Source organism: Mediterranea massiliensis (assembly GCF_900128475.1).
In the GTDB taxonomy this organism is placed as follows: Bacteria; Bacteroidota; Bacteroidia; order Bacteroidales; family Bacteroidaceae; genus Bacteroides; species Bacteroides massiliensis_E.
Map to the genome: position 1 here is coordinate 289,362 of NZ_LT635837.1, position 25,547 is coordinate 314,908.

The 25,547-nt window shown below is 54.6% G+C and carries 20 protein-coding genes and 1 riboswitch; of the genes, 15 read left to right on the plus strand and 5 right to left on the minus strand.

Going from position 1 to position 25,547, the window contains the following annotated elements; translation table 11 throughout:
- Positions 1-97: 97 nt before the first annotated feature.
- On the minus strand, positions 98-769 hold the full coding sequence (locus BQ7483_RS09090; RefSeq protein WP_022019672.1) for a CatA-like O-acetyltransferase: 672 nt from the start codon (positions 767-769) through the stop codon (positions 98-100).
- A 203-nt stretch (positions 770-972) separates the two neighbouring features.
- Here BQ7483_RS09090 and BQ7483_RS09095 point away from each other — a divergent pair, with 203 nt between their 5' ends.
- The 12 genes from BQ7483_RS09095 to BQ7483_RS09150 all read left to right on the plus strand — a co-directional run bounded on the left by BQ7483_RS09095 (position 973) and on the right by BQ7483_RS09150 (position 13,557).
- Entirely contained in the window at positions 973-1,878 is a 906-nt protein-coding gene (locus BQ7483_RS09095) for an IS982 family transposase (RefSeq protein ID WP_072545672.1), read from the plus strand.
- Positions 1,879-1,952: 74 nt separating this feature from the next.
- Entirely contained in the window at positions 1,953-3,473 is a 1,521-nt protein-coding gene (locus tag BQ7483_RS09100; protein ID WP_072545673.1) for a sensor histidine kinase, read from the plus strand.
- A gap of 4 nt (positions 3,474-3,477) precedes the next feature.
- Positions 3,478-4,173 carry a response regulator transcription factor gene (locus BQ7483_RS09105; protein ID WP_072545674.1) on the plus strand — a complete coding sequence of 232 codons (696 nt, stop codon included), beginning with the start codon at positions 3,478-3,480 and terminating at the stop codon, positions 4,171-4,173.
- A 108-nt stretch (positions 4,174-4,281) separates the two neighbouring features.
- A complete protein-coding gene (locus BQ7483_RS09110) occupies positions 4,282-4,881 on the plus strand; it encodes a hypothetical protein (RefSeq protein ID WP_022019669.1) in 600 nt (199 codons plus the stop codon).
- A 13-nt stretch (positions 4,882-4,894) separates the two neighbouring features.
- The gene (locus BQ7483_RS09115) at positions 4,895-5,794 is read left to right on the plus strand and encodes an SDR family oxidoreductase (protein WP_204246006.1); all 900 of its coding nucleotides are present in this window, start codon (positions 4,895-4,897) and stop codon (positions 5,792-5,794) included.
- Between the two features lie 344 nt (positions 5,795-6,138).
- On the plus strand, positions 6,139-8,373 hold the full coding sequence (gene bioA, locus BQ7483_RS09120; RefSeq protein WP_072545791.1) for an adenosylmethionine--8-amino-7-oxononanoate transaminase: 2,235 nt from the start codon (positions 6,139-6,141) through the stop codon (positions 8,371-8,373).
- A gap of 9 nt (positions 8,374-8,382) precedes the next feature.
- On the plus strand, positions 8,383-9,549 hold the full coding sequence (locus tag BQ7483_RS09125) for an 8-amino-7-oxononanoate synthase (protein ID WP_072545675.1): 1,167 nt from the start codon (positions 8,383-8,385) through the stop codon (positions 9,547-9,549).
- A 17-nt stretch (positions 9,550-9,566) separates the two neighbouring features.
- Positions 9,567-10,232 (plus strand): alpha/beta fold hydrolase, encoded by a 666-nt coding sequence (locus BQ7483_RS09130; protein ID WP_072545676.1) that lies wholly within the window; start codon positions 9,567-9,569, stop codon positions 10,230-10,232.
- The gene (gene bioC, locus BQ7483_RS09135; RefSeq protein WP_072545677.1) at positions 10,217-10,990 is read left to right on the plus strand and encodes a malonyl-ACP O-methyltransferase BioC; all 774 of its coding nucleotides are present in this window, start codon (positions 10,217-10,219) and stop codon (positions 10,988-10,990) included. Before BQ7483_RS09130 ends, bioC begins: the two co-directional genes overlap by 16 nt.
- 107 nt (positions 10,991-11,097) lie before the next feature.
- Positions 11,098-11,748: a dethiobiotin synthase gene (gene bioD, locus BQ7483_RS09140; RefSeq protein ID WP_072545678.1), complete on the plus strand. Its 651-nt coding sequence runs from the start codon at positions 11,098-11,100 to the stop codon at positions 11,746-11,748.
- A gap of 76 nt (positions 11,749-11,824) precedes the next feature.
- Positions 11,825-12,997 (plus strand): glycosyltransferase, encoded by a 1,173-nt coding sequence (locus BQ7483_RS09145; RefSeq protein WP_072545679.1) that lies wholly within the window; start codon positions 11,825-11,827, stop codon positions 12,995-12,997.
- A gap of 23 nt (positions 12,998-13,020) precedes the next feature.
- On the plus strand, positions 13,021-13,557 hold the full coding sequence (locus BQ7483_RS09150; RefSeq protein ID WP_072545680.1) for an HD domain-containing protein: 537 nt from the start codon (positions 13,021-13,023) through the stop codon (positions 13,555-13,557).
- Positions 13,558-13,688: 131 nt separating this feature from the next.
- Here the strand turns inward: BQ7483_RS09150 and BQ7483_RS09155 are convergent, their stop codons facing one another.
- Entirely contained in the window at positions 13,689-15,017 is a 1,329-nt protein-coding gene (locus BQ7483_RS09155; protein ID WP_072545681.1) for a cytidylate kinase family protein, read from the minus strand.
- 135 nt (positions 15,018-15,152) lie between these two features.
- On the opposite strand from BQ7483_RS09155, the gene BQ7483_RS09160 reads away from it, so the two are divergent.
- On the plus strand, positions 15,153-16,067 hold the full coding sequence (locus BQ7483_RS09160; RefSeq protein WP_072545792.1) for an AraC family transcriptional regulator: 915 nt from the start codon (positions 15,153-15,155) through the stop codon (positions 16,065-16,067).
- Positions 16,068-16,110: 43 nt separating this feature from the next.
- Here BQ7483_RS09160 and BQ7483_RS09165 read toward each other — a convergent pair whose 3' ends face one another.
- Genes BQ7483_RS09165 through BQ7483_RS09175 form a run of 3 tightly spaced genes read right to left on the minus strand, consistent with a single transcriptional unit; the run spans position 16,111 to position 21,585 of the window.
- The gene (locus tag BQ7483_RS09165; protein ID WP_022021368.1) at positions 16,111-17,403 is read right to left on the minus strand and encodes a TolC family protein; all 1,293 of its coding nucleotides are present in this window, start codon (positions 17,401-17,403) and stop codon (positions 16,111-16,113) included.
- A gap of 38 nt (positions 17,404-17,441) precedes the next feature.
- Positions 17,442-20,534, minus strand: coding sequence for an efflux RND transporter permease subunit (locus BQ7483_RS09170; RefSeq protein WP_022021369.1), 3,093 nt, complete (start codon positions 20,532-20,534; stop codon positions 17,442-17,444).
- Positions 20,535-20,550: 16 nt separating this feature from the next.
- Positions 20,551-21,585 carry an efflux RND transporter periplasmic adaptor subunit gene (locus BQ7483_RS09175; protein ID WP_022021370.1) on the minus strand — a complete coding sequence of 345 codons (1,035 nt, stop codon included), beginning with the start codon at positions 21,583-21,585 and terminating at the stop codon, positions 20,551-20,553.
- Positions 21,586-22,042: 457 nt separating this feature from the next.
- On the opposite strand from BQ7483_RS09175, the gene BQ7483_RS09180 reads away from it, so the two are divergent.
- A complete protein-coding gene (locus tag BQ7483_RS09180; RefSeq protein ID WP_235847339.1) occupies positions 22,043-22,726 on the plus strand; it encodes a helix-turn-helix domain-containing protein in 684 nt (227 codons plus the stop codon).
- A gap of 58 nt (positions 22,727-22,784) precedes the next feature.
- A riboswitch (cobalamin riboswitch) is annotated at positions 22,785-23,006 on the plus strand.
- Between the two features lie 135 nt (positions 23,007-23,141).
- Positions 23,142-25,529: a TonB-dependent receptor gene (locus BQ7483_RS09185; RefSeq protein ID WP_072545682.1), complete on the plus strand. Its 2,388-nt coding sequence runs from the start codon at positions 23,142-23,144 to the stop codon at positions 25,527-25,529.
- Positions 25,530-25,547: the final 18 nt, after the last annotated feature.

Consider the following 25,547-nt stretch of genomic DNA (forward strand, 5'->3'; position numbering starts at 1 on the left):
AAACTCTTTCTGATTGCTGCCACAAAGGTAAGCAGATACAAAATATGCCCGCGTTACCGCAGGCTTACGAAGTCTTATCGAGTGTTATCGGACGGGATTATTCTGTCTTTCCATCCTCCGCAATCTCCTTCAAATGTTGCTCTATCTTCTGGAAGAACTGCGACAGATGGGAGCCGTCGACAAAGGCGTGGTTCACATAAATGGACAGGGGCATCACCAGACGGCCTTCGAGGGTGACGGCCTTGCCGGCGGTCATCAGCGGATAGTTGCAGGCATTGCCCGCCTCGGCCAACGTGTAGGTGATGGAGGTGAAGTACATGCCGGGCACGGCGCTCAGGTGCACCACGTCGTAGTCGCCTTGCGCCATCAGGGTCTTCTCGGCGCCATAGGGGTCGCCGTCGGGCGGAATGTTCTCAATAAGGCGGTGGGCTTCGGCGTAGAAGGTGTCGAAGTCTTCGTGATAAGGAATGCGCAGGGTAAAGAACGTGCGGCCGGGCACAGCGATAGGCGTGATGATGTCCACCCGGTCGTGAAAGACTACCTGTCCCTGCTTGTCGACGCGGTAGCGCAGCTCGTCCACCTCGTTAGCGGCACGCACCACGGCGTAGAGGTAATGGAGAAAGAAGGAACGGCCCCGACGACGGGCAGCCTCGCGGGCCTCGGTACAGTCGATTTCGGTAGTCACGGCATACCACGAACTGACAAAGCTCTGGAAGAAACGGTAGTTGTCGCGGCGAACCCAAGTGTCCACATCAATAATATGTTTCATACGTTCAGCGATTATGTTTTTGTGGCAAAAGTAATACATGCAGCCGAATAAACGAAACAAAGCGGCTGCAGACAGTATAAAAAGAAGTGTTATTTAACGTGAGTTCGAAATAAAAATAAATATATTTCAGTGATAATTAGAAACATAGCGATAAAAGTATTAAATTTATAGTGCTGAATTATAAGATTTAAACGATTACCACTATGTTTCCAGAGTCTAAAGTTACAGAGATTTATTGTATGGCCGATGATTTTTGCAAGGAATTTACATTGCAACAGGAAAAATATATGATTGAGGATAAGAAAACCAGGCATCGTAACAAGCCTAACCGTATGAATGATGCTGAGATTATGGTTATTCTAATCCTGTTTCACTCCGGTGGTTTTCGCTGTTTCAAGCATTACTACAAGGAATATGTCTGTAAACATCTGAAACACCTTTTTCCGCGTCAGGTTTCTTATAACCGTTTTGTGGAACTGGAGAAGGAAGTGCTGCTTCCTATGACCATCTTCATCAAGAAAGTCCTGCTGGGAACCTGTACCGGCATCAGTTTTGTCGACTCCACTCCTTTACGTGTCTGCCGTAACCAAAGAATCCTTATTCATAAGACATTTGAAGGACTTGCCGAGCGTGGAAAATGTTCTATGGGATGGTTCTTCGGATTCAAACTACATCTGATAATCAATGACAAAGGGGAAATCCTCAATTTTATGTTTACTCCTGGAAACGTGGATGACCGGGATCCTTTGAAGCAGGGTAAGTTTCTGGAAAACATCAAAGGAAAACTATGTGCTGACAAGGGATATATTGGCCAGGCTCTCTTCGAGAACCTTTTCCTTAATGGCATTCAGCTTGTCACTAAAGTTAAAAACAATATGAAGAACTCGCTGATGAGCATTGCCGACAAGATCCTGCTCAGAAAAAGGGCCTTGATTGAAACGGTCAATGACGAGCTGAAGAACATTGCACAGATAGAACATTCCAGACATCGTTCGTTCAATAACTTTATAGCCAACTCTTTGTCGGCTATAGCAGCATATTGTTTTTTTGAAAAAAAGCCCGCCATTGATGTAAACTTTGTCAATGACGGACAACTGGCTATTTTCTAATTTTATATCGAACTCACGTTATTTAGTCTTACCATATACGCAGGGATAAAAATTAACGCTGTATCTTTATCGCCATGAAACTGCCCTCGAAATACATCGCCCTGCTCGTCGTGCTCTCGCTGGCGGGCATCTTCGCCTATCAGGCCTACTGGCTGACGGGCCTCTATCGAACTATGCGCACCGACTTGGAGCGCAACATCACGGAGGCCATGCGCATCAGCGACTACAACGAGATGCTAGTACGCATCGAACGCTTGCAGGAAAGGAACAGAGAGCATGGCGAAGTTTCCATCTCCACTGGATTTGATGAGCAGGGCAAACAGTTCGTGCGGAGCAGCACCGTGCTGCATCAAGTATCTGACACTGTGATAGAGGGATTCACCGCCCGGAACGATACGCTACAGCGGATAGAGACGGATACCGTATGCCCCAGTGCCATGCTTCATGCAAAGGAGGGATTTGATATGCTGCTGCGTAACCAGCGTACCATGACCGGGATGGCCATCTATCTGCAACGCGGACTACACTCAGGGCTAGACATATTGACAAGTCCTGATTTCAATGTTTACGACAGCCTGCTCAACGACCGCCTCAGGGAAATGAACATCCCCATTCGCTACCGCCTGCAATACCTCTACTCGGGCTACGACATCCAAGACTGCTGGCTCTACACCGACACCCTTGCCACGGGCGGTACACCCGGCTACGTCCCCGGCCCCGATGCTGTCAGCTACCAATACGCCTTCTCCTCCTCGGAACACGATGTCTACCGGCTCACCACCGAACCGTTGGGCGGCCTCGTCCTGCGGCAGATGGCAGGCATCCTCACCACCTCGCTGGTCATCCTCCTCATCCTCGGCTTCTCCTTCTGGTACCTCATCCGCACCATCCTGCGGCAGAAGACGCTGGAGGAGATGAAGAGCGACTTCACCAACAACATTACCCACGAACTGAAGACACCTATCGCCGTGGCCTATGCCGCCACCGATGCCCTGCTCAACTTCCATCAGGCCGACGACCCCAGCAAGCGCGAACGCTACCTGCGTATCTGCCAGGAGCAGCTCGGCCGCCTCGGCGGACTGGTGGAGCAGATACTCTCCATGTCGATGGAGCGACGCAAGACCTTCCGCCTCCACCTTGAAGAGGTGTGGCTGACCGACCTCCTGCCATCGCTCGTCGAGCTGCACAAACTGAAAGCCGACAAACCTGTTCACGTCGCCCTCGACATTGTCCCCGAAGACCTGACCGTCACTGCCGACCGCACACACCTGGCCAACATCGTGAGCAACCTGCTGGACAACGCCGTGAAGTATTCGCGCGACAGGGCCGACATCACCGTCCGCTGCCGCCGTACCGAAGCCGACGGCCGGACACGGACGGAAATCACCGTCACCGACCACGGCATCGGCATCGCCCGCGACCGCCTGCCTCATGTGTTCGACAAGTTCTACCGCGTGCCCACCGGCAACCTGCACGAAGTGAAAGGCTACGGCCTCGGCCTCTTCTACGTCAAGACGATGGTAGAGAAGCATGGCGGCTCGGTGGAGGTGAAGAGTGAACCGGGAAAGGGAAGTGAGTTTATGATAAGAATTTAATCGAATGGAAAAGATAAAAGTACTGCTAGTCGAGGATGAACAGACCCTCGCCATGATTATCAAGGATACCCTCGAAGGCCAGGGCTTCCTCATCCACACTGCCGCCGACGGTGAAGAAGGGCTGCGCCTGTTCTTCGACCTGCGCCCCGACGTGCTGGTGGCCGACGTCATGATGCCCCACATGGACGGTTTCGAGATGGTGCGCCGCATCCGCCAGACCGACCGCCGCACACCCGTCCTCTTCCTCACGGCCCGCTCGGCGGTGAACGACGTGGTCGAAGGTTTCGAACTGGGTGCCAACGACTACCTGAAGAAGCCTTTCGGCATGCAGGAACTCATCGTGCGCATCAAGGCACTCATGGGCCGCGCCTGCACCTACACCCCGCCTGCCGAAAGCGAACAAATCCTTTACGAAATAGGCCGTTACCAACTCGACACGCGCCGCCAACTGCTGCTGCACGAAGGCACGGAGCAAGAGCTTTCGCACCGCGAAGCCGGAATCCTGCGCCTCCTCTGCCAGAACCGCAACTGCGTGGTGAACATGCGCGACATCCTGCTCGACCTGTGGGGCGACGATTCCTTCTTCAACCAACGCAGCCTGCACGTCTTCATCACCAAGCTCCGCCACAAGCTGGCCAAGGACGACCACATCCGCATCATCAATGTGCGGGGCATCGGATACAAACTGATTACCGAATGACTGCCAACTACCTCATGCAATCTTGAAAAACCGATAAATTGTCTTAAGACGGAGTGAAGGGTGTCAGGAAAAACCGTATCTTTGATGCTGACAACAATGCATAGAGACATGAAACGATTCTTGATTCTTTTTTCACTCCTTGCCATATACTGCGGCATCGCCTTTGCACAGACCGAAACGGCTGCCGATACCCTGCGCCAGACGGCGGGCGACATTCCTCCGACAGGAGAACAGTTGCTTCCCGACGGCGTGAAAAGCTACGACGGCTTCCTGATAGACATGAACAGTCTGGTAAAAATGCCAACGCCGGACATGGGAAAGTCCTACAGGATCATTGTCCCCGACGCCAGCAAGGATTACAACTGGATATTCCGCCTGAACCCCGACGTCACCTATTCCTCGGGACTGAGCAACATGTTCTCCCTGTCGGGTTCGCCCTACTTCAGCAGCAATCCTTTCGGCATTATGGGCTTCGGCTTCGGCAACACGACGGACAACCTGCAGATGGGCAGCTTCCGCCTGAAGAACGGCTGGCGGCTGAACACTTACGGCGAATACGACAAGGACGGCTGGCGGGTACCCAATCCTTCAGCCCTACCCTGGCAGAAAAACAACTTCAAGGGTGCCTTCGAACTGAAGTCGCAGGACGGTTCGTTCGGCATCCGCATCGAGGTGCAGAAGGGACGTGAAAATCCATTCTTCTATTAAAATCCCGAACATCATGCAACAGAAGATACTGATTGTAGGAGCCAACGGATTTACAGGCCGACGCATCCTCGACACATTGGCGGGCAAGACGGAATACGAGGTGACCGGCTGCTCGCTGCACGCAGACATTCACCCGCACGCAGACTGCAACTACCGCTTTGTGGAAGCCGATATCCGCGACGATGCAGCTGTACACCATCTGTTCGACGAACTGTGGCCCAACGTTGTCATCAACACCTCCGCCCTCTCCTCGCCCGACTATTGCGAAAACCACCGCGAAGAAACAGACACAACCAACATCCATGCTGCCGCCCGTCTGGCCAGGAATTGCGAACGCCTCGGCAGCCGACTCATCCACCTGTCTACAGACTTCGTATTCGACGGAGACAGTAACCGTCTCTACACCGAAGAAGACACACCTGCCCCCGTAAACTATTATGGCCGGAGCAAATGGGAAAGCGAACGCCAAGTGGCACGTCTGTGCAGCAACTATGCCGTGGCACGCATCGTGGTGGTCTACGGCCAACCCTTGCCTGGCCAGCACGGCAACATCGTGCGCCTCGTAGCCGACCGCCTGCGCAACGGACAACCTATCCGCGTAATGAACGACCAATGGCGTACGCCGACCTTCGTGGATGACGTTGCACAAGGCATCGGACTGCTCATCGACCACCCCTCCAACGGACTCTTCCACATCTGCGGCCCCGAATGCCTGACCATTGCCGACATCGCCTACCGCGTGGCCGATGTGCTGCAGCTGGATGCCTCGCTGATACAGCCCGTCAGTACCGCCGAGATGCAGGAAGCCACACCCCGACCCCGTTTCAGCGGCCTGAGCATTGACAAGGCCCGCCAACAGCTGGGATACCGTCCGCATTCGCTGGAAGAAGGTATTCGGGCGATGTTTAGCTGAAAACACTAATTTTGCTTTTATAGGTCACTCTGTTTGCTTATCTTTTCAGAACATAGGCTGCACCTCGGAAGAAAAAACTGAAAACTACGTTTTCGTTTTGTTCTTCACTCGGTTTGCACTATCTTTGCCATTCGAAAATTAACAGGAGACTGACCCTCGTGAAAAAGAAGTTCATAAAAAAAACGTCACTGCGCTTCCGCCGCTGGAGCCACAAGAGCTATGCAGCCTTTGCCAGCATCGGGCGAAATGTCACCATCGGACGCTTGTCCAAAGGCGTAGCAGACAGCTCGCTGCGCAAACAGACAGACACGGTGGACACACTCCTTCCATCCTTATCATCCATTATGACCATCGAACAACTGAAACTGCGGGTACTGGCAGGCACAGCCCTGTCGCCCGAAGAAGCAGCCTGGCTGGCAGGTACAGCCGACCGCGAGGCGCTCTACCGCGCCGCCCACGAGATTACCGAGGCATGCGCCCCGCGTGAATTCGATATGTGCTCCATCGTCAATGCCAAGTCGGGCCGATGCCCTGAAAACTGCAAATGGTGCGCACAATCCTCCCACTACCACACACAGGCCGACATCTACGACCTGCTGCCCGCTGAAGGATGCCTGCGGCACGCCCGTGCCAACGAAGAGCAGGATGTCAACCGATTCTCCCTGGTGACCAGCGGACGAAAACCTTCCAAGAAACAGATTGAACAACTTTGCGACACGGTGCGCTACCTGCGCCGCCATTCGTCCATCCAGCTCTGTGCCTCGCTCGGCCTGGCTGATGAAGACGAACTGCGACAACTGCACGAAGCCGGCGTGACGCGCTACCACTGCAACCTCGAAACGGCTCCCAGCTACTTCCCCACCCTCTGCTCCACGCATACACAGGAGGAAAAAATACGCACGCTGGAGGCAGCCCGCCGCGTGGGCATGGACGTGTGCAGCGGCGGCATCATCGGAATGGGCGAAACAATGGAACAGCGCATCGAGCTGGCCTTCACGCTCCGTAAGCTGAACGTGCAATCCATCCCCATGAACCTGCTCAGTCCCATCAAGGGCACACCGCTGGAACACCAGGCACCGCTGAGCGAGGATGAGATACTGACTACTATCGCTCTTTTCCGCTTCATCAACCCCACAGCCTACCTGCGCTTTGCGGGCGGACGTTCGCAGCTGAGCCGCGAAGCCGTGAAAAAAGCCTTATATATAGGTATCAACTCGGCCATCGTGGGCGACCTGCTCACCACCCTCGGTTCGAAGGTGGCCGAAGACAAGCAACTGGTACGCGAGGCAGGCTACCGCCTGTGCGATTCACAGTTCGACCGCGAACACCTGTGGCATCCCTATACCTCGACCACCAACCCGTTGCCCGTCTACAAAGTGAAGGGCGCACAGGGAGCCACCATCACGCTGGAAAGCGGTGAAACGCTGATAGAAGGCATGTCGTCGTGGTGGTGCCAGGTGCACGGCTACAACCACCCCGTACTGAACCAGGCCGTGGAAGAACAGCTGAAACGGATGTCGCACGTCATGTTCGGCGGTCTGACACACGACCCAGCCATTGAACTGGGCCGTCTGCTGCTACCCTTGGTGCCGCCCTCCATACAGAAAATCTTCTACGCCGACTCGGGCTCCGTAGCCGTAGAGGTAGCGCTGAAGATGGCCGTACAATATTGGGTAGGCAAGGGACAGGAGAAGAAAAACAACTTCGTCACCATCCGCTCGGGCTACCACGGCGACACTTGGAATGCCATGTCGGTCTGCGACCCCGTCACAGGCATGCACTCACTCTTCGGCAGTGCCCTGCCCGTGCGCTACTTCGTGCCGCAACCCCGCTCGCGCTTCGACGGTGAATGGAACCCCGATGACATTCTGCCGCTAAAGGCCACCATCGAGCAGCATGCCGACGAACTGGCCGCCCTCATCCTCGAACCCATCGTGCAAGGAGCAGGCGGCATGTGGTTCTACCATCCGCAATACCTGCGCGAAGCAGCCCGCCTGTGCCGCGAACACGGTCTGCTGCTCATCTTCGACGAGATAGCCACGGGCTTCGGACGGACAGGACGCCTCTTTGCCTGGGAGCACGTGGGTGTGGAGCCTGACATCATGTGCATCGGCAAGGCGCTGACAGGCGGATACATGACCCTATCTGCCGTGCTGGCCACGAACGAGGTGGCGGACACTATCTCGAACCACGCCCCCGGCTGCTTCATGCACGGCCCCACATTCATGGGCAACCCGCTGGCCTGTGCCTGTGCCTGCGCCTCCATCCGCCTGCTCACGTCGGCGGAATACGACTGGCAGGGACGGGTACGCCGCATCGAAGCACAGCTGCGCCGCGAGCTGGAGCCTGCCCGACAGCTTCCGCAGGTGGCCGACGTGCGCATACTGGGCGCCATCGGCGTCATCGAAACCAAGACACCGGTGGACATGGCCTGGATGCAGCGCCGCTTCGTGGAAGAGGGCATCTGGGTACGTCCCTTCGGACGGCTGGTTTACCTGATGCCGCCCTTCGTCATCGAGCCGGAGCAGCTGAGCCGGTTGACGGGAGGATTGCAGAAGATAGTAAGAGAGATGAAATAACAGAAGACCATGAACTTTACCCAAGAACTGCAACAAGAGCTCGACGCCCTCCGCGCCCGGGGCAACCTGCGCCACCTGCCCCGTCTGGAGCACGACGGACGCTACGTCACCCCCCCCGACGGACGGCGGATGCTGAACCTCTCGTCCAACGACTACCTGGGCCTGGCGGCCGATACCGACCTGCGCCGCGAATTTCTGGAAACCCTGACGCCCGAAACCTTCCTGCCCACCTCGTCGTCGTCGCGCCTGCTCACGGGCAACTTCCGCGTCTACGACGAACTGGAGGACGAACTGGCCCGCCTGTTCGGCACCGAAGCCGCGCTGGTGTTCAACTGCGGCTACCATGCCAACACGGGCATCCTGCCCGCCATGGCCGACGCGCAGACACTCATCCTGGCCGACAAACTGGTACATGCCAGCCTCATCGACGGCATCCGCCTCGCCGCGCCCGCCCGCTGCATCCGCTACCGCCACAACGACCTGGCACAGCTGGAACGGCTCGTCGGTGAACACAGCGACCAGTACCACCGCCTCATCATCGTCACCGAAAGCGTGTTCAGCATGGACGGCGACCGCACTGACCTGCGCCGCCTCACGGCCCTGAAACACCGCTACGACAATGTGCTGCTCTACGTCGACGAAGCTCATGCCTTCGGCGTCTTCGGTCCTACGGGACTGGGGTGCGCTGAAGAAGAGGGCTGCACGGCCGACATTGACTTCCTCGTGGGCACCTTCGGCAAGGCCTGTGCCTCAGCCGGAGCCTACGTAGCATGCAGCCGGACGGTGCGAGAGTTCCTCGTCAACCGCATGCGCCCATTCATCTTCACCACCGCCCTGCCACCCGTCAGCGTGGCGTGGACGCTGTTCGTGGTGCGCCGCCTGGCCTCGATGAACGACCGTCGCCGCCACGTACTGCACTTGGGCGACCTATTGCGCACCCGTCTGGCCGAAGAAGGATACTCCACACCCAGCGTCAGCCAAATTGTCCCGATGATTGTGGGGCCGAGCGCCGACACCGTACTGCGCGCCGAAGCCCTGCAACGACACGGTTTCTACGCCCTGCCCGTCCGCCCTCCCACGGTGCCCGAAGGCACGTCGCGCATCCGCTTCTCGCTGACGGCGGCCCTGACGGAAGAGGAAATAAACGACATTCCCCTTAGGGAAACGAATGTATAACAGACAACAATCATCGTATGAAACAAGTATACCTCATACACGAACATCATCCCCGCCTGCTCCTGTTCTTCGCCGGATGGGCGGCGGACGAAACGCCGTTCCGCCACTACCGTCCGCAGGGGATGGACTACCAGATTTGTTACGACTACCGCACGCTGGACTTCGACACCACGCTCCTCCGCGACTATGCCGAAGTTCATGTCGTAGGCTGGTCGATGGGCGTATGGGCCGCCTCGCATGTGCTGCCCTCAGCGGGCCTGAACGTAGCGAGCTGTACCGCTCTGAACGGTACGCCCTATCCCATCGACGAACGCCGCGGCATCCCGCCCGCCATCTATCAGGGTACACTCGATGGACTGACGGGCGCCTCGCTCCACAAGTTCCTGCGCCGCATGTGTGCCGACAGTGCCGCTTTCCGCGATTTTCTCGACCGCACGCCCCGCCGTCCATTGGACGAGATACGCGACGAGCTGGCCTGCATCGCCCGCCTCGATGCCACGCTGTCCGCCCCTGCGCTGACATGGACCGAGGCCGTCGTAGGACACGCAGACCGCATCATCCCGCCCGCCAACCAGCTGAATGCCTGGCACGAGCTGGGTACGACCATCCTCGAAACCGACGACGCACACTACCAGGAACCTCTCTTCAAACACTACCTGCAAGACCGATGGACAAACAACTGATAGCCGAACGATTTGCCCGTGCCCGCGCCACCTACAGCCGCGAGGCACGCGTACAACAGCAGGTGGCCGAGAAGATGACCACCCTGCTCCGTAGCACCCTGCCCGACGCCCGCTTCGACCGCATCGCCGAGTTCGGCTGCGGCACGGGGCTGTATTCGCAACTGATTTATGACACGTGGCACCCCTCGCTGCTCCACCTCAACGACCTCTGCCCCGAAATGCGCTTCTGCCTGGATTGTCTGACGATCCGTACCGGTGTAATCTTCGAGGCGGGCGATGCCGAGACCTGCCCTCTGCCCGACGGACTGGACCTGCTGACTTCCTGCTCCACCCTCCAGTGGTTCGCCTCGTCCCGTGAGTTCTTCCGCCGCAGCACCTCGCTGCTCCGCCCCGGCGGTGTGCTGGCCTTCACCACCTTCGGCCTAAGCAACCTGCTGGAGATACGCACGCTGACGGGCAACGGGCTGGACTACACACCGCCCCAACAACTCCGCCGCGAGCTGGAAGACGCCGGCTTCCGCATCCTCCATCTGGAGCAGGAAGAAGCCGTGCTCCACTTCCCCATCCCCGTCGATGTCCTGCGCCACCTGCGTATGACGGGCGTCACCGGCACGGAGAAGCACACCTGGAGCCGCGGCCGCCTGCAAGCATTCTGCGACGAATACATCCGCCGCTTCGGCTCGTCCGAAGGCGTGAGCCTGACGTATCAACCGATATATGTGATTTGTACCATTGAGAATTCAGAATTAAGGAGTTAAGAAATCAGGAGTTAAGCCAATAGTTTTGAATACTGAAACCAAGGTATCGGCTTAACTCCTTAACTCCTGTCTCCTTAACTCCTTTAACTTTTAAAACGCTTTCAACCATGAACGCCAACAACATCTACTTCATCAGCGGTATCGACACCGATGCCGGAAAGTCTTACTGCACCGCCTGGTATGCGGCGCAGCTCATCCAAGAAGGCAAACGGGTCATCACCCAGAAATTCATCCAGACAGGCAACGTAGGTCACAGCGAAGACATCGACCTGCACCGCCGCCTCATGGACACCGGCTACCTGCCCGAAGACCGTGAAGGCCTCACCATGCCCGAAATCTTCTCCTACCCCGCCTCACCCGACCTGGCCGCACGCATCGACCGCCGCGAAATAGACTTCGAACGCATCGGGCAGGCCACGCAGGAACTGGCCCGCCGCTACGACACGGTGCTGGTCGAAGGTGCCGGCGGCCTGATGGTCCCCCTGAAGGACGAGTACCTCACCATCGACTACATCGCCGAAAAGGGTTATCCGCTCATCTTCGTCACCTCGGGCAAACTGGGCAGCGTGAACCACACCCTGCTCAGTCTGGAAGCCGTCGCCCGCCGCGGCATCCGGCTCGACACCGTGCTCTACAACCTCTATCCCACCCTGGCCGACACCACCATTCAGGAAGACACACAGCAGTACCTGCGCCGCTACCTCGGACGGCACTTCCCGCAATGCCGCTTCCTGACGGTGCCTGTGCTCAAGAAGTAAGAAAAAAGAAAGGGCGGGCCGTACAAGGTGTGCCCGAAAATTCGTACTTTTGCGCATCAGTTAGAACAAAGCATAAATGGAAGCATTCGCACTCGACACTACCGAACAATATCTGCTGGCCGCTACCGGTATCCTGTTCATCGTCCAGGCCCTCTACTACCTCACCCTCTACAACCGCATCCACCTGCGCAGCCGCAAGGCCGGACGCGACGAACTGCATTTCACGCAGGAACTGCCGCCCCTGTCTGTCATCCTCTGCGCCCACGACGAAGTAGAGAACCTGCGCCGCAACCTGCCCGCCATCTTTGAGCAGGACTATCCGCAGTTCGAAGTCATCGTCATCAACGACGGCGAGAAGGGCGAAAGCGAGGAATATCTGACCCAACTCGAAGAGCAATACTCCAACCTGTACCACAGCTTTGTGCCCGACTCCTCGCGCTACATCAGCCGCAAGAAGCTGGCCGTCACGTTGGGTATCCGCGCCGCCCGCTACGACTGGCTGGTGCTGACCGAGGCCAACTGCCGCCCGCAGAGCAACCAGTGGCTGCGCCTGATGGCCCGCAACTTCACCTCGCGCACCGAAGTAGTGCTGGGCTACAGCGGCTACGAACGCGGGCACAACTGGCTGCACCGCCGCGCCGCCTTCGACAGCCTCTTCACCGCCATGCGCTACCTGGGGTTCGCCCTGGCCGGCAATCCCTACATGGGCATCGGCCGCAACCTGGCCTACCGTAAAGACCTCTTCTTCGACCAAAAGGGCTTCTCCGCCCACCTGAACCTACGCCGCGGCGACGACGACCTCTTCGTCAACCAGGTGGCCCGTCGGGACAACACCCGCGTGGAGACCGACCCGGCCTCCGTGGTCCGCATGCAGCCCCTTTTCCGTGCCAAGGACTGGCGCGAGGAAAAAATCGGCTACGCCTCCACCGCTCCCCTGTACCACGGCATGCAGCGCTGGGCGCTCGGCTTCGAGACCTTCAGCCGCCTGCTGTTCCATGCCGCATGGATAGCGACGGTCGTCATATCCGCTCTTCATGCCCACTGGCTGGTGGCAGGACTTGGCTTCCTGTTGTTCGTATTCCGTTTCGTGATGCAGGCACTCGTCATCAACACTACGGCCAAAGACTTGGACGAGAAATACCGCTACCGCTTCCTGCTCCCCGTCTTCGACGTTCTCCAGCCGCTCCAGTCGCTGCGCTGGAAGCTCTACTGCCTCTTCCGCGACAAGCGGGAGTTTCTGCGGAAATGACAACACATTAACAATCCCAAGATATGAATCCCAAACACGCCCGACTGACAACCCTCATGACCGCCTACAACGCAGGCGACCCCAAACGCATCCAGCATTTCATCAAAGTATACCAACTGGCTTCGGTTATCGGCACGTTGGAACAGCTGGACGAAGAAACTCTGTTCATACTGGAAACGGCCGCCATCGTACACGACATCGGCATACACATCAGCGAACAGAAATACGGCGTATGCGACGGAAAGCATCAGGAACAGGAAGGACCGGCGGAAGCCCGAAAGCTCCTCGAAGCCACCGGAGACTACACTATCCAGCAGACAGAGCGTGTCTGCTGGCTCATCGCCCACCATCACACGTACAAGGACATTACCGGCATGGATTATCAGATTCTGGTGGAAGCCGACTTTCTGGTAAACATCTACGAAGACAGCCTCTCTGTCGATGCCGTCGATGCCGTCAAACGGAACATCTTCCGAACCCAGACGGGAATCGAACTGCTGGAAAACATGTTTGAAAAGTCATACTCTTTCCCGTCCCACAATACTCCCGAGAAGCTGTAAGAATGCAGGATATATCCAGTACTTCCATACAAGTACTGCAGTACTTACAGCCAAGTACTTGAGTACTTCCGTACAAGTACTGGAGTAATCCCATGGAAGTACTGACACTTTGCTGCGGGCATTGCGGACATTTACTGCGGGCGGACTTCCGCTCCCTCCCTCGTGGGGCGCGACTCCCAATGCTCGTACATGGCCTTAATCAGGTCACAAGCCATCTGCAAGTCCATGCTACCCGTGTTGACCAGCAGGTCATAATGATGGGGATCGCCCCACTTGCGACCCGTGTAATATTCGTAATGGGTGATGCGGTTCCTGTTGATGCGCTTGATTTCCGAAGCAGCATTTTCAACCGTCAGATTATATTCTTCCGTACAGCGGCGGATGGCACTCTGAGAATCTGAATAACAGAACACCTTGATGACGTTGGGATTGTCCTTCAGGATAAAGTCGGCACAGCGACCCACGATGACACACGGCCCCTTCGCGGCCAGCTCCTGCACCATGCGGCTCTCGGCCACGAACAGCACGTCGTCGGGCGACAGGCTCCGGTCCAACGAATTCTTTCCGCTCTGCGCAAAGATGCACTTCAGCCAGAAGGAGGGAATGGATTGCTCATTCTTCAGCACATAGGCTTCGTCCATGCCCAGCTTGGTGGCGGCCATACGGATAAACTCACGGTCGTAGAGCTTCACACCCAGCTCGCGGGCCAGTATCTCGCCCAGCAGGTGTCCGCCGCTGCCATACTCGCGGGCAATGGTAATGATCTTGTGTCTGCCCTGCGTCCGTGCATCGGAAACAACCGCTGTACGCGGCTGGATCCATCCGTCCAGAAAACGGTAATACGGACTGATAAAGTGTACGATAGGACCTACAATCAGCGCAGCCACAACCGTACCTTCGCGCACGCCATAAATGCCTCCCATAAACACCAGCGACAACACACAGGAGAGAATGACCAGTGTGACGTCAAAACTCAATTTCACAAATCCGAAATCCTTGCGGAGACGGCGGGCTATGGACTTCACGAAATATTCGCCTGCCACCATCGCCACACTGGCCTTCACTTCCAGCGCGATGCCGGCCGCCAGAATGCAGCAACCTACCAGCAGGCTGACCACTTCCAGAAAGTAATCGGCCGGATGGAGCCAAAACAGGATATTCATGGACAGGTCAATGAACAGGCCGAAGCAAAGGGAAATGGGTACCTGCATCAGATAGGCCTGCCAGTCGGACCGCAAATCCTTGCGGGTCATGAAAAACAATTCGAACACCATAAATGACAGATTGAACAGTATGGTCCACTGCCCAATGGTCAGCGGAGTGAACATACTCAAGACATAAGTGACACTTGTAATGGGCGATGTTCCCAGCAGCGCCCTGGTTATGAAAGCAATGCCCAGCGCATTGACAAACAGCGAAACGGCAAACAACAGATAGCGTCTGACGATGTAAGTATTCATAATCTTCTTTTTACCTTATTAATTCAAGGCGCGAAGTTCGTTTCATTTTTCTGATTTCCGTTCATAAAAGAACAACCTTTTTTGGTCGAAAACGAAACTCTGCTTATTTTTGCCGTCTCAAACTGCAAGAACAACATGGATCTCGACTTGACAGAACATCTGAAGGCCGCTCAGGAAGATACCGATGACATCCATCTCCACCAGGCAGACGCATCGGCCCGCCTGCGGATGGAGGACGGCTTTTTCATTATCCTCGTAACCGATGGAATGGGATATATACAAGACACTTTCCGACGCTACGATGTCACATGCGGAAGTCTGGCCGTACAGACTCCAGGCACCTCGTCCACACTCTACGCAAGCTCTCCCGACTTCCACGCCCTTATTCTCTACCTGGTGCCGGCCTACTTCGACAGCCTGCCCGACGGGCATGCCCTCTACAGCCAGCTGGCTTCGTTTCTGGGAAATTACCGGCTTCCTGTCCTCCAGCTTTCTCCAACCGACCATGCCTATCTGCAGAAGACGTTCGCCCTGTTCGAAGGTGAAATGCGGTCGTTCCGTTTTTTCCGAAACGGCATGGTGCGCCAGCAATGCAGCTTTCTGTTGCTGCAGGTCAGCGACCTGCTGTGCCGCAACAGTTCGTCGGCCGCCCTCAGCGTCAGCCGTTCGAACGAACTCTTCCGCGAGTTCAAGAAGCTGTCGGCCGCCCATTACCGCCAGTGCCACAGCCTCCACTTCTATGCCGAACGGCTCCACGTGTCTACCACCTACCTGTCGCGTGTCGTGAAGCAGACGACCGGGCGGACCGTCCGTTTCCACCTGTCCGAACTCATCTGTGCCGACGCCAGACGTCTGCTGGAATGCACCGACATGGACGTCAAGGAAATAGCCGACTCCCTCGGCTTTTCCGACCAGTCGGTATTCGGCAAGTTCTTCGCCAGAAAGACCGGCCTGTCTCCGCTACGCTACCGCCAGAACAGAGAAAAGGCACGGAGCTGTACGGACCGCCGCGGAGAGGAAGAGAAGTTTCCGCCGGCAAACATCCGATAGCTTCCGTGCCCTTGTGGGATACGCAGAAAACCGAAAAGACAAATTATCGGCCCGTAGCCTGCAGATAAGTGCGTTTCTTCACTTCATATTGCATGCACGATTCCACATACTTGTCGCGGCTCTGCTGATACAGAGTCTGTGCATCCAGCAGTTCGCTCATCGTACAGGTTCCTGCCGAATAATAATCCGTATTCAGCCTCAGGTTTTCGTCGGCCTGTTCGATGGACTGAAGAGCTATCTCCATCTGCTTATAGGCATCGTTCAGCTCGTTCCAGGCATTCTGCATGCGGATGACAAGCAGCTGGCTCTGGTCCTCCAACTGGCTCTCGGCATTCTGCACACGCAGTTTGTCCCGCTTTATCTCGTGCGTTCCGCTCCACCAGCCCGTCAGCGGCACGCTGACCGTGGCAAACCCTATCCAGAACGACTGGTCCTTGTCCATCAGATTCTCGTAAACATATCCGCCGCCGATGGCCACCGTAGGCAGGTGTTTTCCCACAGTCAGCTTGTGCTGCAAACGGCTGGCTTTCAGGTTCTGTAGCAACAGATGATATTCCTCGGTGAGCAACAAAGAGGCGTCAGGATTGCGGTACAGGCTGTCGGGCCGTTGCGGAAGGCTCCAGCTGATATCCATCTGCACATCGATGCTGTCGGACGGATGGCCGATGTATTGGGCCAGCATGCTACGCGACAGGGAGAGGGCATTTTCCACTTCGATGCGTCCGCTACGGGTTTCGTTCTGCCGCAGCCGGACCTGCAGCAAGTCGTTACGGGTGGTGAGCCCTGCATGGACGGCCGCTTCAACATCCGCATTCAGTTGTCCCAGCTGCTTCTCTACCGTAGTGATGGTTTTCAACTTTTCCTTCAGTGTGACAATCTGCCAGAAATATTGCTCGGCCGTCAGCCTTACCTCCTTGTCCGACAAGCCACGTTGCAGCCGCTTTACTTCCACATTGACTTCCGCCAACTTGTTCCCATTGGCTATCTGTCCTCCAGTGAAAAGCGGCAGACTGGCCGTAACACCGCCAACCACCCCGTTCTTCATCATCGAAATGCCCTGTCCGGGGGCCATCTCCATCTGCAGCAGTCCCTGATCGGCCAGGAAACCGCCTCCCGTAGCAGACACACTGGGAAAATAATTGGTAAAGGCCGACTGACGGTCCTGCCGGGCCGCACGAAGATCATTCTCGGCATTCTTGATGCGCACGTTGTTGCTCAAAGCCTCACGGATGCATTCGTCCAGCGTATAGGCATGCTGGGCAGAGAGTGGCAGGGAGAAGCACAAACCCGCTGCCACACTCAGATATATCAATCGTATGTTCTTGTTCATTTTCATAATCCAATGTTGTTTTGTCTCATCACTATTCACTCGGTTCACTGTCTTTCCAGAGCCTCATTCTTCACTCTGCGCCCTGTACTTCCCCTGAATATCAGCAGATAGCATACGGGAAGTATCGTCAGCAGAAACAGCATCGTAATCAGCGTACCATAACAGATCACTGTTCCCATCGGCATCCACAAACCGCTCTTGCCCAAAATCATCGGGATGACACCCATTGATGCGGCAGCCGACGTAAGGAAAATAGGACGCATGCGTCGGCGGGCCGAATGATAAATGGCGTCGCGCACACACATTTTTTCAGTCGTCCGCAGTTCCTCGGCATAATCGATCATGATGATGCCGTTACGGACAATGATACCCATCAGGCTGATGATGCCCAGCGTACTGGTCATACTGAAATCCACACCCTGAATGAGCACACCCACTGCCGTACCGAACAGGCAGAGCGTCATACTCGCAAATATCAGCAGAGCAATACTGATGCGGCGGAAATGGCCCAACAGAATGAAAAAGATGATGAAAGCAGCAATGGCCAGAGCCCCCATGATGGGTGGCAGGTTCTCGTTGTCCTGCTCGCGGTCGCCGCCATAAGCAAGCTCCACTCCCTGGGGGAGCGGAATTTTTTCCAAACGCTTCATCAGCTTTTCTGTAAAGGCTGTCGGATTCACTTCCCGACGGACATCAGACATCACGGTAATAGTGTAGACTCCATTTCTGCGTACTATCTGCCCGTCTTCAGAGCAAGGACGCATCTCCACCAACTGACGCAAGGGGACGTAGGACAATCCTCCGGCTACAGGAACCAGTTCATCCTTCAAATCGAAAAAAGAAGCACTGTCTGCCTGTTCACTTTTCAGTGTGACCGGTATATCGTAATTACCTTCCCATACACGGGCCATCGACAGACCGTTCCCATAACGCAAGGCCAACGTCGTTTCCAGCTGTACATTATTAATGCCCAGACGAGCCGCCTCATCCTCCTTCAGCCGCAAACTGACAGTCGTCTGAGGTTCGCTGAAGTTGGTCTGCGCCAACTGCGTCTCAGGCATGCTGCGCAACAAAGCCAAATACTTTCCGGCAATGGCCTTCAACGTATCCAGATCACTTCCGCTCAAACGCAATTCGACAGGATAAACAGCCTGACTGAAACCAATCTGTTTGAACCGGACCCGAGCTTCGGGGAAGGCGTTGGCATACCGGGGACTATATTCGTCCAGCAACTCTACCGTCTCCCGATTGCCGGTCGTATTGACAATCAGCTGGGCATAATTGGTTCCTCCCAACTGGGGAGCATAAGCCGTATGGAAGCGCGGCGAAGAACAGCCCACAAATGCTGTCACCGAAAGGACACGCGGATCCCGACGCAACAAATGTTCCACACTATCGGCCACGGCGGCAGTCTTCTCGACCGCCGAACCAGTCGGCAGATAAATCTCTACGGCAAACTGGTCGCGGTCGGCCATAGGCATCAGTCGTTGGGGAAGCCTTCCCATCAATACAACACCTACCCCGACGGAAACAATTCCCACCAGCAGCGTGACATACGGATGGGCAAAGCAGACATCCAGCAAGCGGTTGTAGTATTTCTGAAGGACAGCCAGAAACGAGAAACCTTTCTGCACGCTGGGCATCGGCTTGCGGATGAACCAGAACTGCATGAACGGAACCAGCAACATGGCTACCAACAACGACACACCCAAAATGAGCGTGATGGACCAGGGAAAACTGAGCAGGAAGTCGTGTATCATTCCCTTGACGACAAGCAGAAAAGGAAAGAACGTAATGCTGATGGCCAGCGTGGCCGAAAAGATGGACTTGAAAAAGTGGGTGGCACTCTGAATGGACGCATGCCAGCGTGACATGCCTTCACCCAACTTCTCCAGATAGCTGTCGATGATGACAATCGAATTGTCCACAATCATACCCAAGGTGACAATCAGCGCTGCCAGCGTCACGGTATTCAGTTCGATACCGAAAGCGTAAAACAGTCCCAACGAAATGAATATAGTGATGGGAATGGTGGAAGCGGCTACCAAGGCCACCTTCAACGGTAGCAACAGCATGACCACAATGACCACGGCCCCGATAGCAATCAGCAACTCGCGCAGGAACGTATTGACGCTGTCGCCCACTACCCGGGCCTGGTCAGTAATGCGGTACATGTTCACTTCGGACGGCAACTCACTTTTGAATGCGGTCAGCACACGGTCCACTTCTTCGCCCATTTGCACGATATTCTGCCCCTTCTTCATCTCTACACTGAGCAGAATGCACTTGGTGCCGTTACTGGTGATGTAGCTGTCGGCATGGGGGTACTCCTTTACCACACGGGCCACATCCTTCAGCCGCACATTATTCCCAGAAGGGTCGTTGTAGACAATCTGCTGCTCTACATCGTAGAGTGTATTGAAAGACTGCTCCACATGGATGGGCAATACATAATCCGGAGTCTGTATCCGCCCTCCCGAAGTGACAAACCCTTTTGTAAACAGAGTAGCTGCAAGAGTCTGTTCGTTCAAGCCATATTGCGACAGGCGGGCCAGATCAAGGTAAACGGAGATCTGCTCCTTCCGTTCACCGCTCACCGTCAGTCGGCCCACACTCTTGATGCGGCGCAAACGGTCTTTCAGTTCGTCCATATAGTCATGCAGTTCCCTGTAAGTCTTGTCCTTACTCTCCATGGTGATGAGCAGGGCCGATGTATCGCCAAAATCGTCCATAACCTGTATGGCCACGACATTGGACGGCAACTGCGACTTGAACGTTGCCACTCCGTGTTTGAACTTGCTCCAGAACTCATCCTTGTTGTTCAAGTCGTCATTCAGTTCCACCTGGATAAAGGCCATACCGTCGCGGGTCGTTGAAAAGGTCTTTTCCTTCTTCACCTCCTTATATGTGAAGATATAGTCTTCCAGCGGCTTGGTCACCTGCTCCACCATTTCTTCCACCGTATTGCCCGGCGCTACGGCCACAACCATTCCCTGGCGGATGGTAAAGTCGGGAAATTCATTCTTCTGCATCTCGGGCAGACTATATATGCCGAATGCTACCAGGCAACATGTCACCAAAATCACAATCTGACGATAGTGCATGGCCCATTCTACTATGCCACGTTTCTTTTCCATTTTTACAAAGCCTCCTTTACAAAGTAACCGGCGTGCCTTCGCACACCTTCTGTTGTCCCTCTACAATGATTTCATCTCCAACGGCCAGCCCGGAAAGCACAACGACTCCCTGCGACGTGAAATCTCCGCATTCCAACACTCTCCTGATCGCTTTTCCTTCCGAACGAAGCCATACGAAAGTATGGTTACTCTCATCGGTTTGCAAAATGGAAGCCGGTATCACAAATACCTGCCCTCCATGACCGGCTTCCAGACTCACTTCGGCCACCATGCCCGGCATCAATCCCTGTACCGTCCGGTCCGGTCTGATCTTTACCAAATACGAACGTGACAAAGGATGTGCCTTGATGCCCTTTTCCGTCACTCGTCCCGTAAAATGGCCATCCTCCAGCGCAGAGACACAGACCGATGCCTGCTGCCCCATTTCTACATGGACAATCTCGGACTCAGGTACCGGAATGCTGATTCTCAACTGTCCGGCAGTCACAAGTTTCACCACCGGTACACCGGGAACCACATTCTGCCCGATTTCTGCGTTTTTTTCTGCAATTACCCCGTCAAAAGGAGCATAGAGTTTACAGTCTTCCAAATTCTTACGAGCAATTTCTTCCATCGAACAGGCTTGACGGTACTGACTCTGCACCTCCATCCACTTGATTTCGGCCAAGCTACCCTTGTCGTGCAGTTCCTTCATTCGTTGGAAAGCATCTTCTGCCTGTTCCATCGAAGCTTTGGCGGCGCGGTAACTGCTTTCCATGGAGGTCTGGTCTACTTCGGCTATCAATTGCCCTTTCTTCACCCGACTGCCCAAACCCACATAAATATTCTTCAATGTACCCATCACCGAAAAACTGAGTGCACTTCCATTTTCTTCTTCCACGGTTCCCGAAAACTGTCTGCTTTCATTCATCTCAGACAGTTCAACCTTCATCGTCTTTACCTTAACAGGCTCCATAATCCCGACCACATCCTTCGAGGTGTCTCCACAACCTGCACAAACGGCCAGCCCTGCCAACAGGGGCATACAGCCAAACAACTTCATACGTTTCATATTCGTTTTCATTTTTATCATATCGGCCGCAAAATAAGAGCCTTCTCTCCAAATGCCCGGAATCCTTTCCACCGCAAAAGTGTGCCATTTTTCCCGTCAAGCACAGAATATCCCATCAAGGACACTTATCGGGAAATATCAACCAATATATTTCGGACATTTTTTCGTTTTTTTGTACCCGAAACAGATAATACGAGAACATATGGAACAAAAAATGATTGTAGGCAATGAGGAACCATTGGATCAGTGTTTGGTCGAAAAAGCTTCCATCTATCAAGATGACCGTATAATGATCATAGAGCATTTACACGAAATAGACCTTCTTTCAGCCCCTCCTGTCCGTTTGGAGTCTTACATGGTCGTTCTTTGTCTGAAAGGTAAAGGCCAAGTCTCTCTGAATAACAATTTATTTGAAGTCAGGAAAAACGATCTTGTGATTTGCCATCCACGAACAATTTTGGAGCATAGCATGGTCAGCGTTGACTTCGAGTGCTGCGGTTTCTGCCTTTCCCCCAACTATGCCAACCAGATTACCTTGATTTCCTCGGGCAACTGGAACTTCAAGATGTACATTGAGGAACATCCCATCATATCCCTGTCCGAAGAAGAAGGGACTGTTTTTTATCAATACTACAGCCTGCTCCGTTCCAAATTACAGAGTACGCCCCACCGCCATCAAAAGGAATTGATCGACGCCCTGCTTCAGGCGTTTATCTATGATTTCTCCGATTCGCTCGACCATATTGTCCGCCTTTCTCCACCTGCCTACAATTCAGCAGAAAATCTGTTCAATCAGTTTATCAACATTCTTTCGGCTTCTTATCCCAAACCACGCAGTGTGGCTTTCTATGCCGACAAACTGCATGTCACGTCCAAATATCTGTCGGCCATTTGCAAGAAAGTGAGTGGCAACACGGCTTCCTCCCTCATCGAACAATATGTCATGAAGGATATCCAATACCTGCTGAAGAAGACGACCAAAAGCATCAAGGAAATCGTCAATGAACTCGACTTCCCCAGTATTTCCTTCTTCGGGAAATACGTCAAACAGCATGTAGGCATGTCGCCCAAGCAGTATAGAGCCGAGCCATATCAACAGGAAACAATCTACACCGCAATCCCCTCTGATTCCAACAAATAATCACATAACTACAAAATATTCCTTCACACATAGAGGCAGAACCCAAAATAATTCCTACCTTTGCCGACGCGAATCTGGTTTCGCTGCCTCCACCCGCTTCGGAGTGCACGATGAAAAGGGAATCAGGTGAAACTCCTGAACAGACCCGCTGCTGTAAGTCCTCCCCACATAAGGGAAGTCCTCGGAAAGACCCAAGCCACTGTTCCTGCCCTACACGAGGAACGGGAAGGCATCCAAGGATGGGACGAGTCAGAAGACCTGCCAGAATCTACCAACGTTTTACGCTTTCGGGGAATAAAGCGGCGAAACATCGAGTCGGGCTCTTTCTGCTTTCAGTACGTATCAGAAAGCCGTTTCTCTTTGTCATCATTGTCTATCGTTTCCCAGGCTGTTATTATCTTGAAACGGATAGTATATGAAAATAGAGAAAACAGAAAAAGGCTCCTGTATTTGGCTGATGCTGGTACTGCTCTGCCTCACCGCTGGCAGCACCACCCTGTCGGGACAACAGAAAGTACGTCTTTCAGGACGTGTGACTGATACCGACGGACAGCCAGTGGAACAGGCCACCATCGCCGTTGAAAACACTGCAATGGGCTGTTACAGCCAGGCAGACGGCAGCTATGAGCTTGAGGTGACACCAGGGCGACAGGTCGTCGTCGTATCATTCGTCGGGTACGAAACGCAGAAAGTCACACTTCGCATTACCGGCTCCATGACCAAAGACTTCTGCCTGAAGGAAAGCAACGTAGGGCTGGGTGCCGTGGAGGTATACGGCAAAAGCCAGACGCAAAAGCTCAAGGAAAGTGCCTTCGCCGTCAATGCGCTCGATGTCAAGGCCATGGCTTCCTCACTGAACAACCTGAGCGACCTGGTAAACCGCACGACCGGCATCAAGGTACGCGAAGAGGGCGGTGTAGGTTCGAATTTCGATTTGTCCATCAACGGTCTGTCTGGCAACTCCGTCCGCTACTTTTTGGATGGCATGCCCCTCAGCAGCAAGGGCAGTGACATGACGTTGGCCAACCTGCCGGTAAACATCATCGACCGCATTGAAATCTACAAGGGTGTGGTTCCCGCCCATCTGGGTACCGACGCTTTGGGCGGCGCCATCAACATCATTACCAAACAGGAAAAGAAGAACTATCTGGACGTATCGTATGGCATCGGTTCATTCCATACCCACAAGGCCGACTTGAACGCCCAACTGGTGGAACGCCGGACAGGTCTCATCATCCGTCCGACATTGGGCATCAATTACTCGAAGAACGACTATCGGATGAAAAACGTCGAAGTATGGGACGAAGAACAGGACCAATATGTCTATGCCGACCGCAAGCGTTTCCACGACGACTATTTTTCCCTGCTGGGACAAGTGGAAATAGGATTTGCTAACCGGCCTTGGGCCGATGCTTTCTTCGTGTCGGGCTCGTATTCCAAAGTAGACAAGGAGCTGCAGACTGGGTCGGTACAAACCGTAGTCTATGGCATGGCCGAACGTCAGACGGATGCCTGGAACATCTCGGCACGTTACCAGAAGCGCGATTTTCTGGTAAAAAGTTTACAGATGAATGCTTCGCTGTCGCACACTTGGGACCATTCGCTAACCGTAGATACCGCCTACCGCAAGTACAACTGGAACGGCGACTACATCGTAAGTTCTCGCAACGAAATTACGGGAAACAAGCGCTCGATGCGCCACTACAAGCGGCCGATGACCCTGGTACACATCAACATAGACTATGCCTTGAACAGCCATCACAACTTCAATGTGGACTACTCGATGAACCGCACGGGCAATGACCGCTACGACGATGTGGACACGGACTTCGTACCGTCGAACGATGTATTGACCAAACATATCGTGGGACTCTCCTACCACCAGTCGTTCTTCAGCGACCGATGGAACAATACCTTCTTCGTCAAGGACTACGTGAACCACGCCAACATCCGTCAGACCGACTCGGGCGCCACAACCGGCTCCAACACCGTACAAGGCTCCCTTACCAAAAACTACGGCGGCTACGGAGTGGGTACCCGTTTCACCTTCATAGAACCATTCTCACTGAAAGCCTCCTTCGAACACAGCGTCCGTCTGCCCATTGCCCGCGAGCTGCTGGGCAACGGGACCACCGTCTATGCCAACGTAGCTTTGGAGCCCGAACAGAGCAACAATGCCAATCTGGGATTCTTCGGGACCTGGCATCCGGCTGCCGGACACACACTGTACTACGAAGCCAACGGTTTCCTGCGTAATGTCGACAACTTCATCCAGGTACAGGTCATCGAGAAGGAAGGCATGCTGCAATACAAGAACGTACCCGCCGTACACATCAAGGGCGCCGAAGGCGAAGTGCGCTACAACTGGCAGAACAAGCTGCAAATCTCGGGCAACCTCAGCTATCAGGACGCCCGCGACCAGCAGCAATACAAGACCGACGGCAAACCGTCGGCCACCTACAACAACCGCCTTCCCAACCGCCCCTGGCTGTTCGGTGGAGCCGAAGTGAACTATATCTTCCACCACGTGGGACTGCCTGACAGTCGCTTGCGTCTGAACTTCAACTACCAATGGGTACACTGGTACTTCCTCACGTGGGAGGCCTATGGCTCGTACGAAAACAAGTCGCGCATCCCTACACAGCACATCTGCAATGCCGGTGTGTCCTATTCCTGGAAAAACGACTGCTACAGCCTGTCGCTGGAATGTTCCAACCTGCTGGATCAGACTGCCTACGACAATTATAAACTGCAGAAGCCCGGCCGGGCCTTCTTTGCCAAATTCAGACTTTTCATCAATTAACCCTAACTATAATTAATT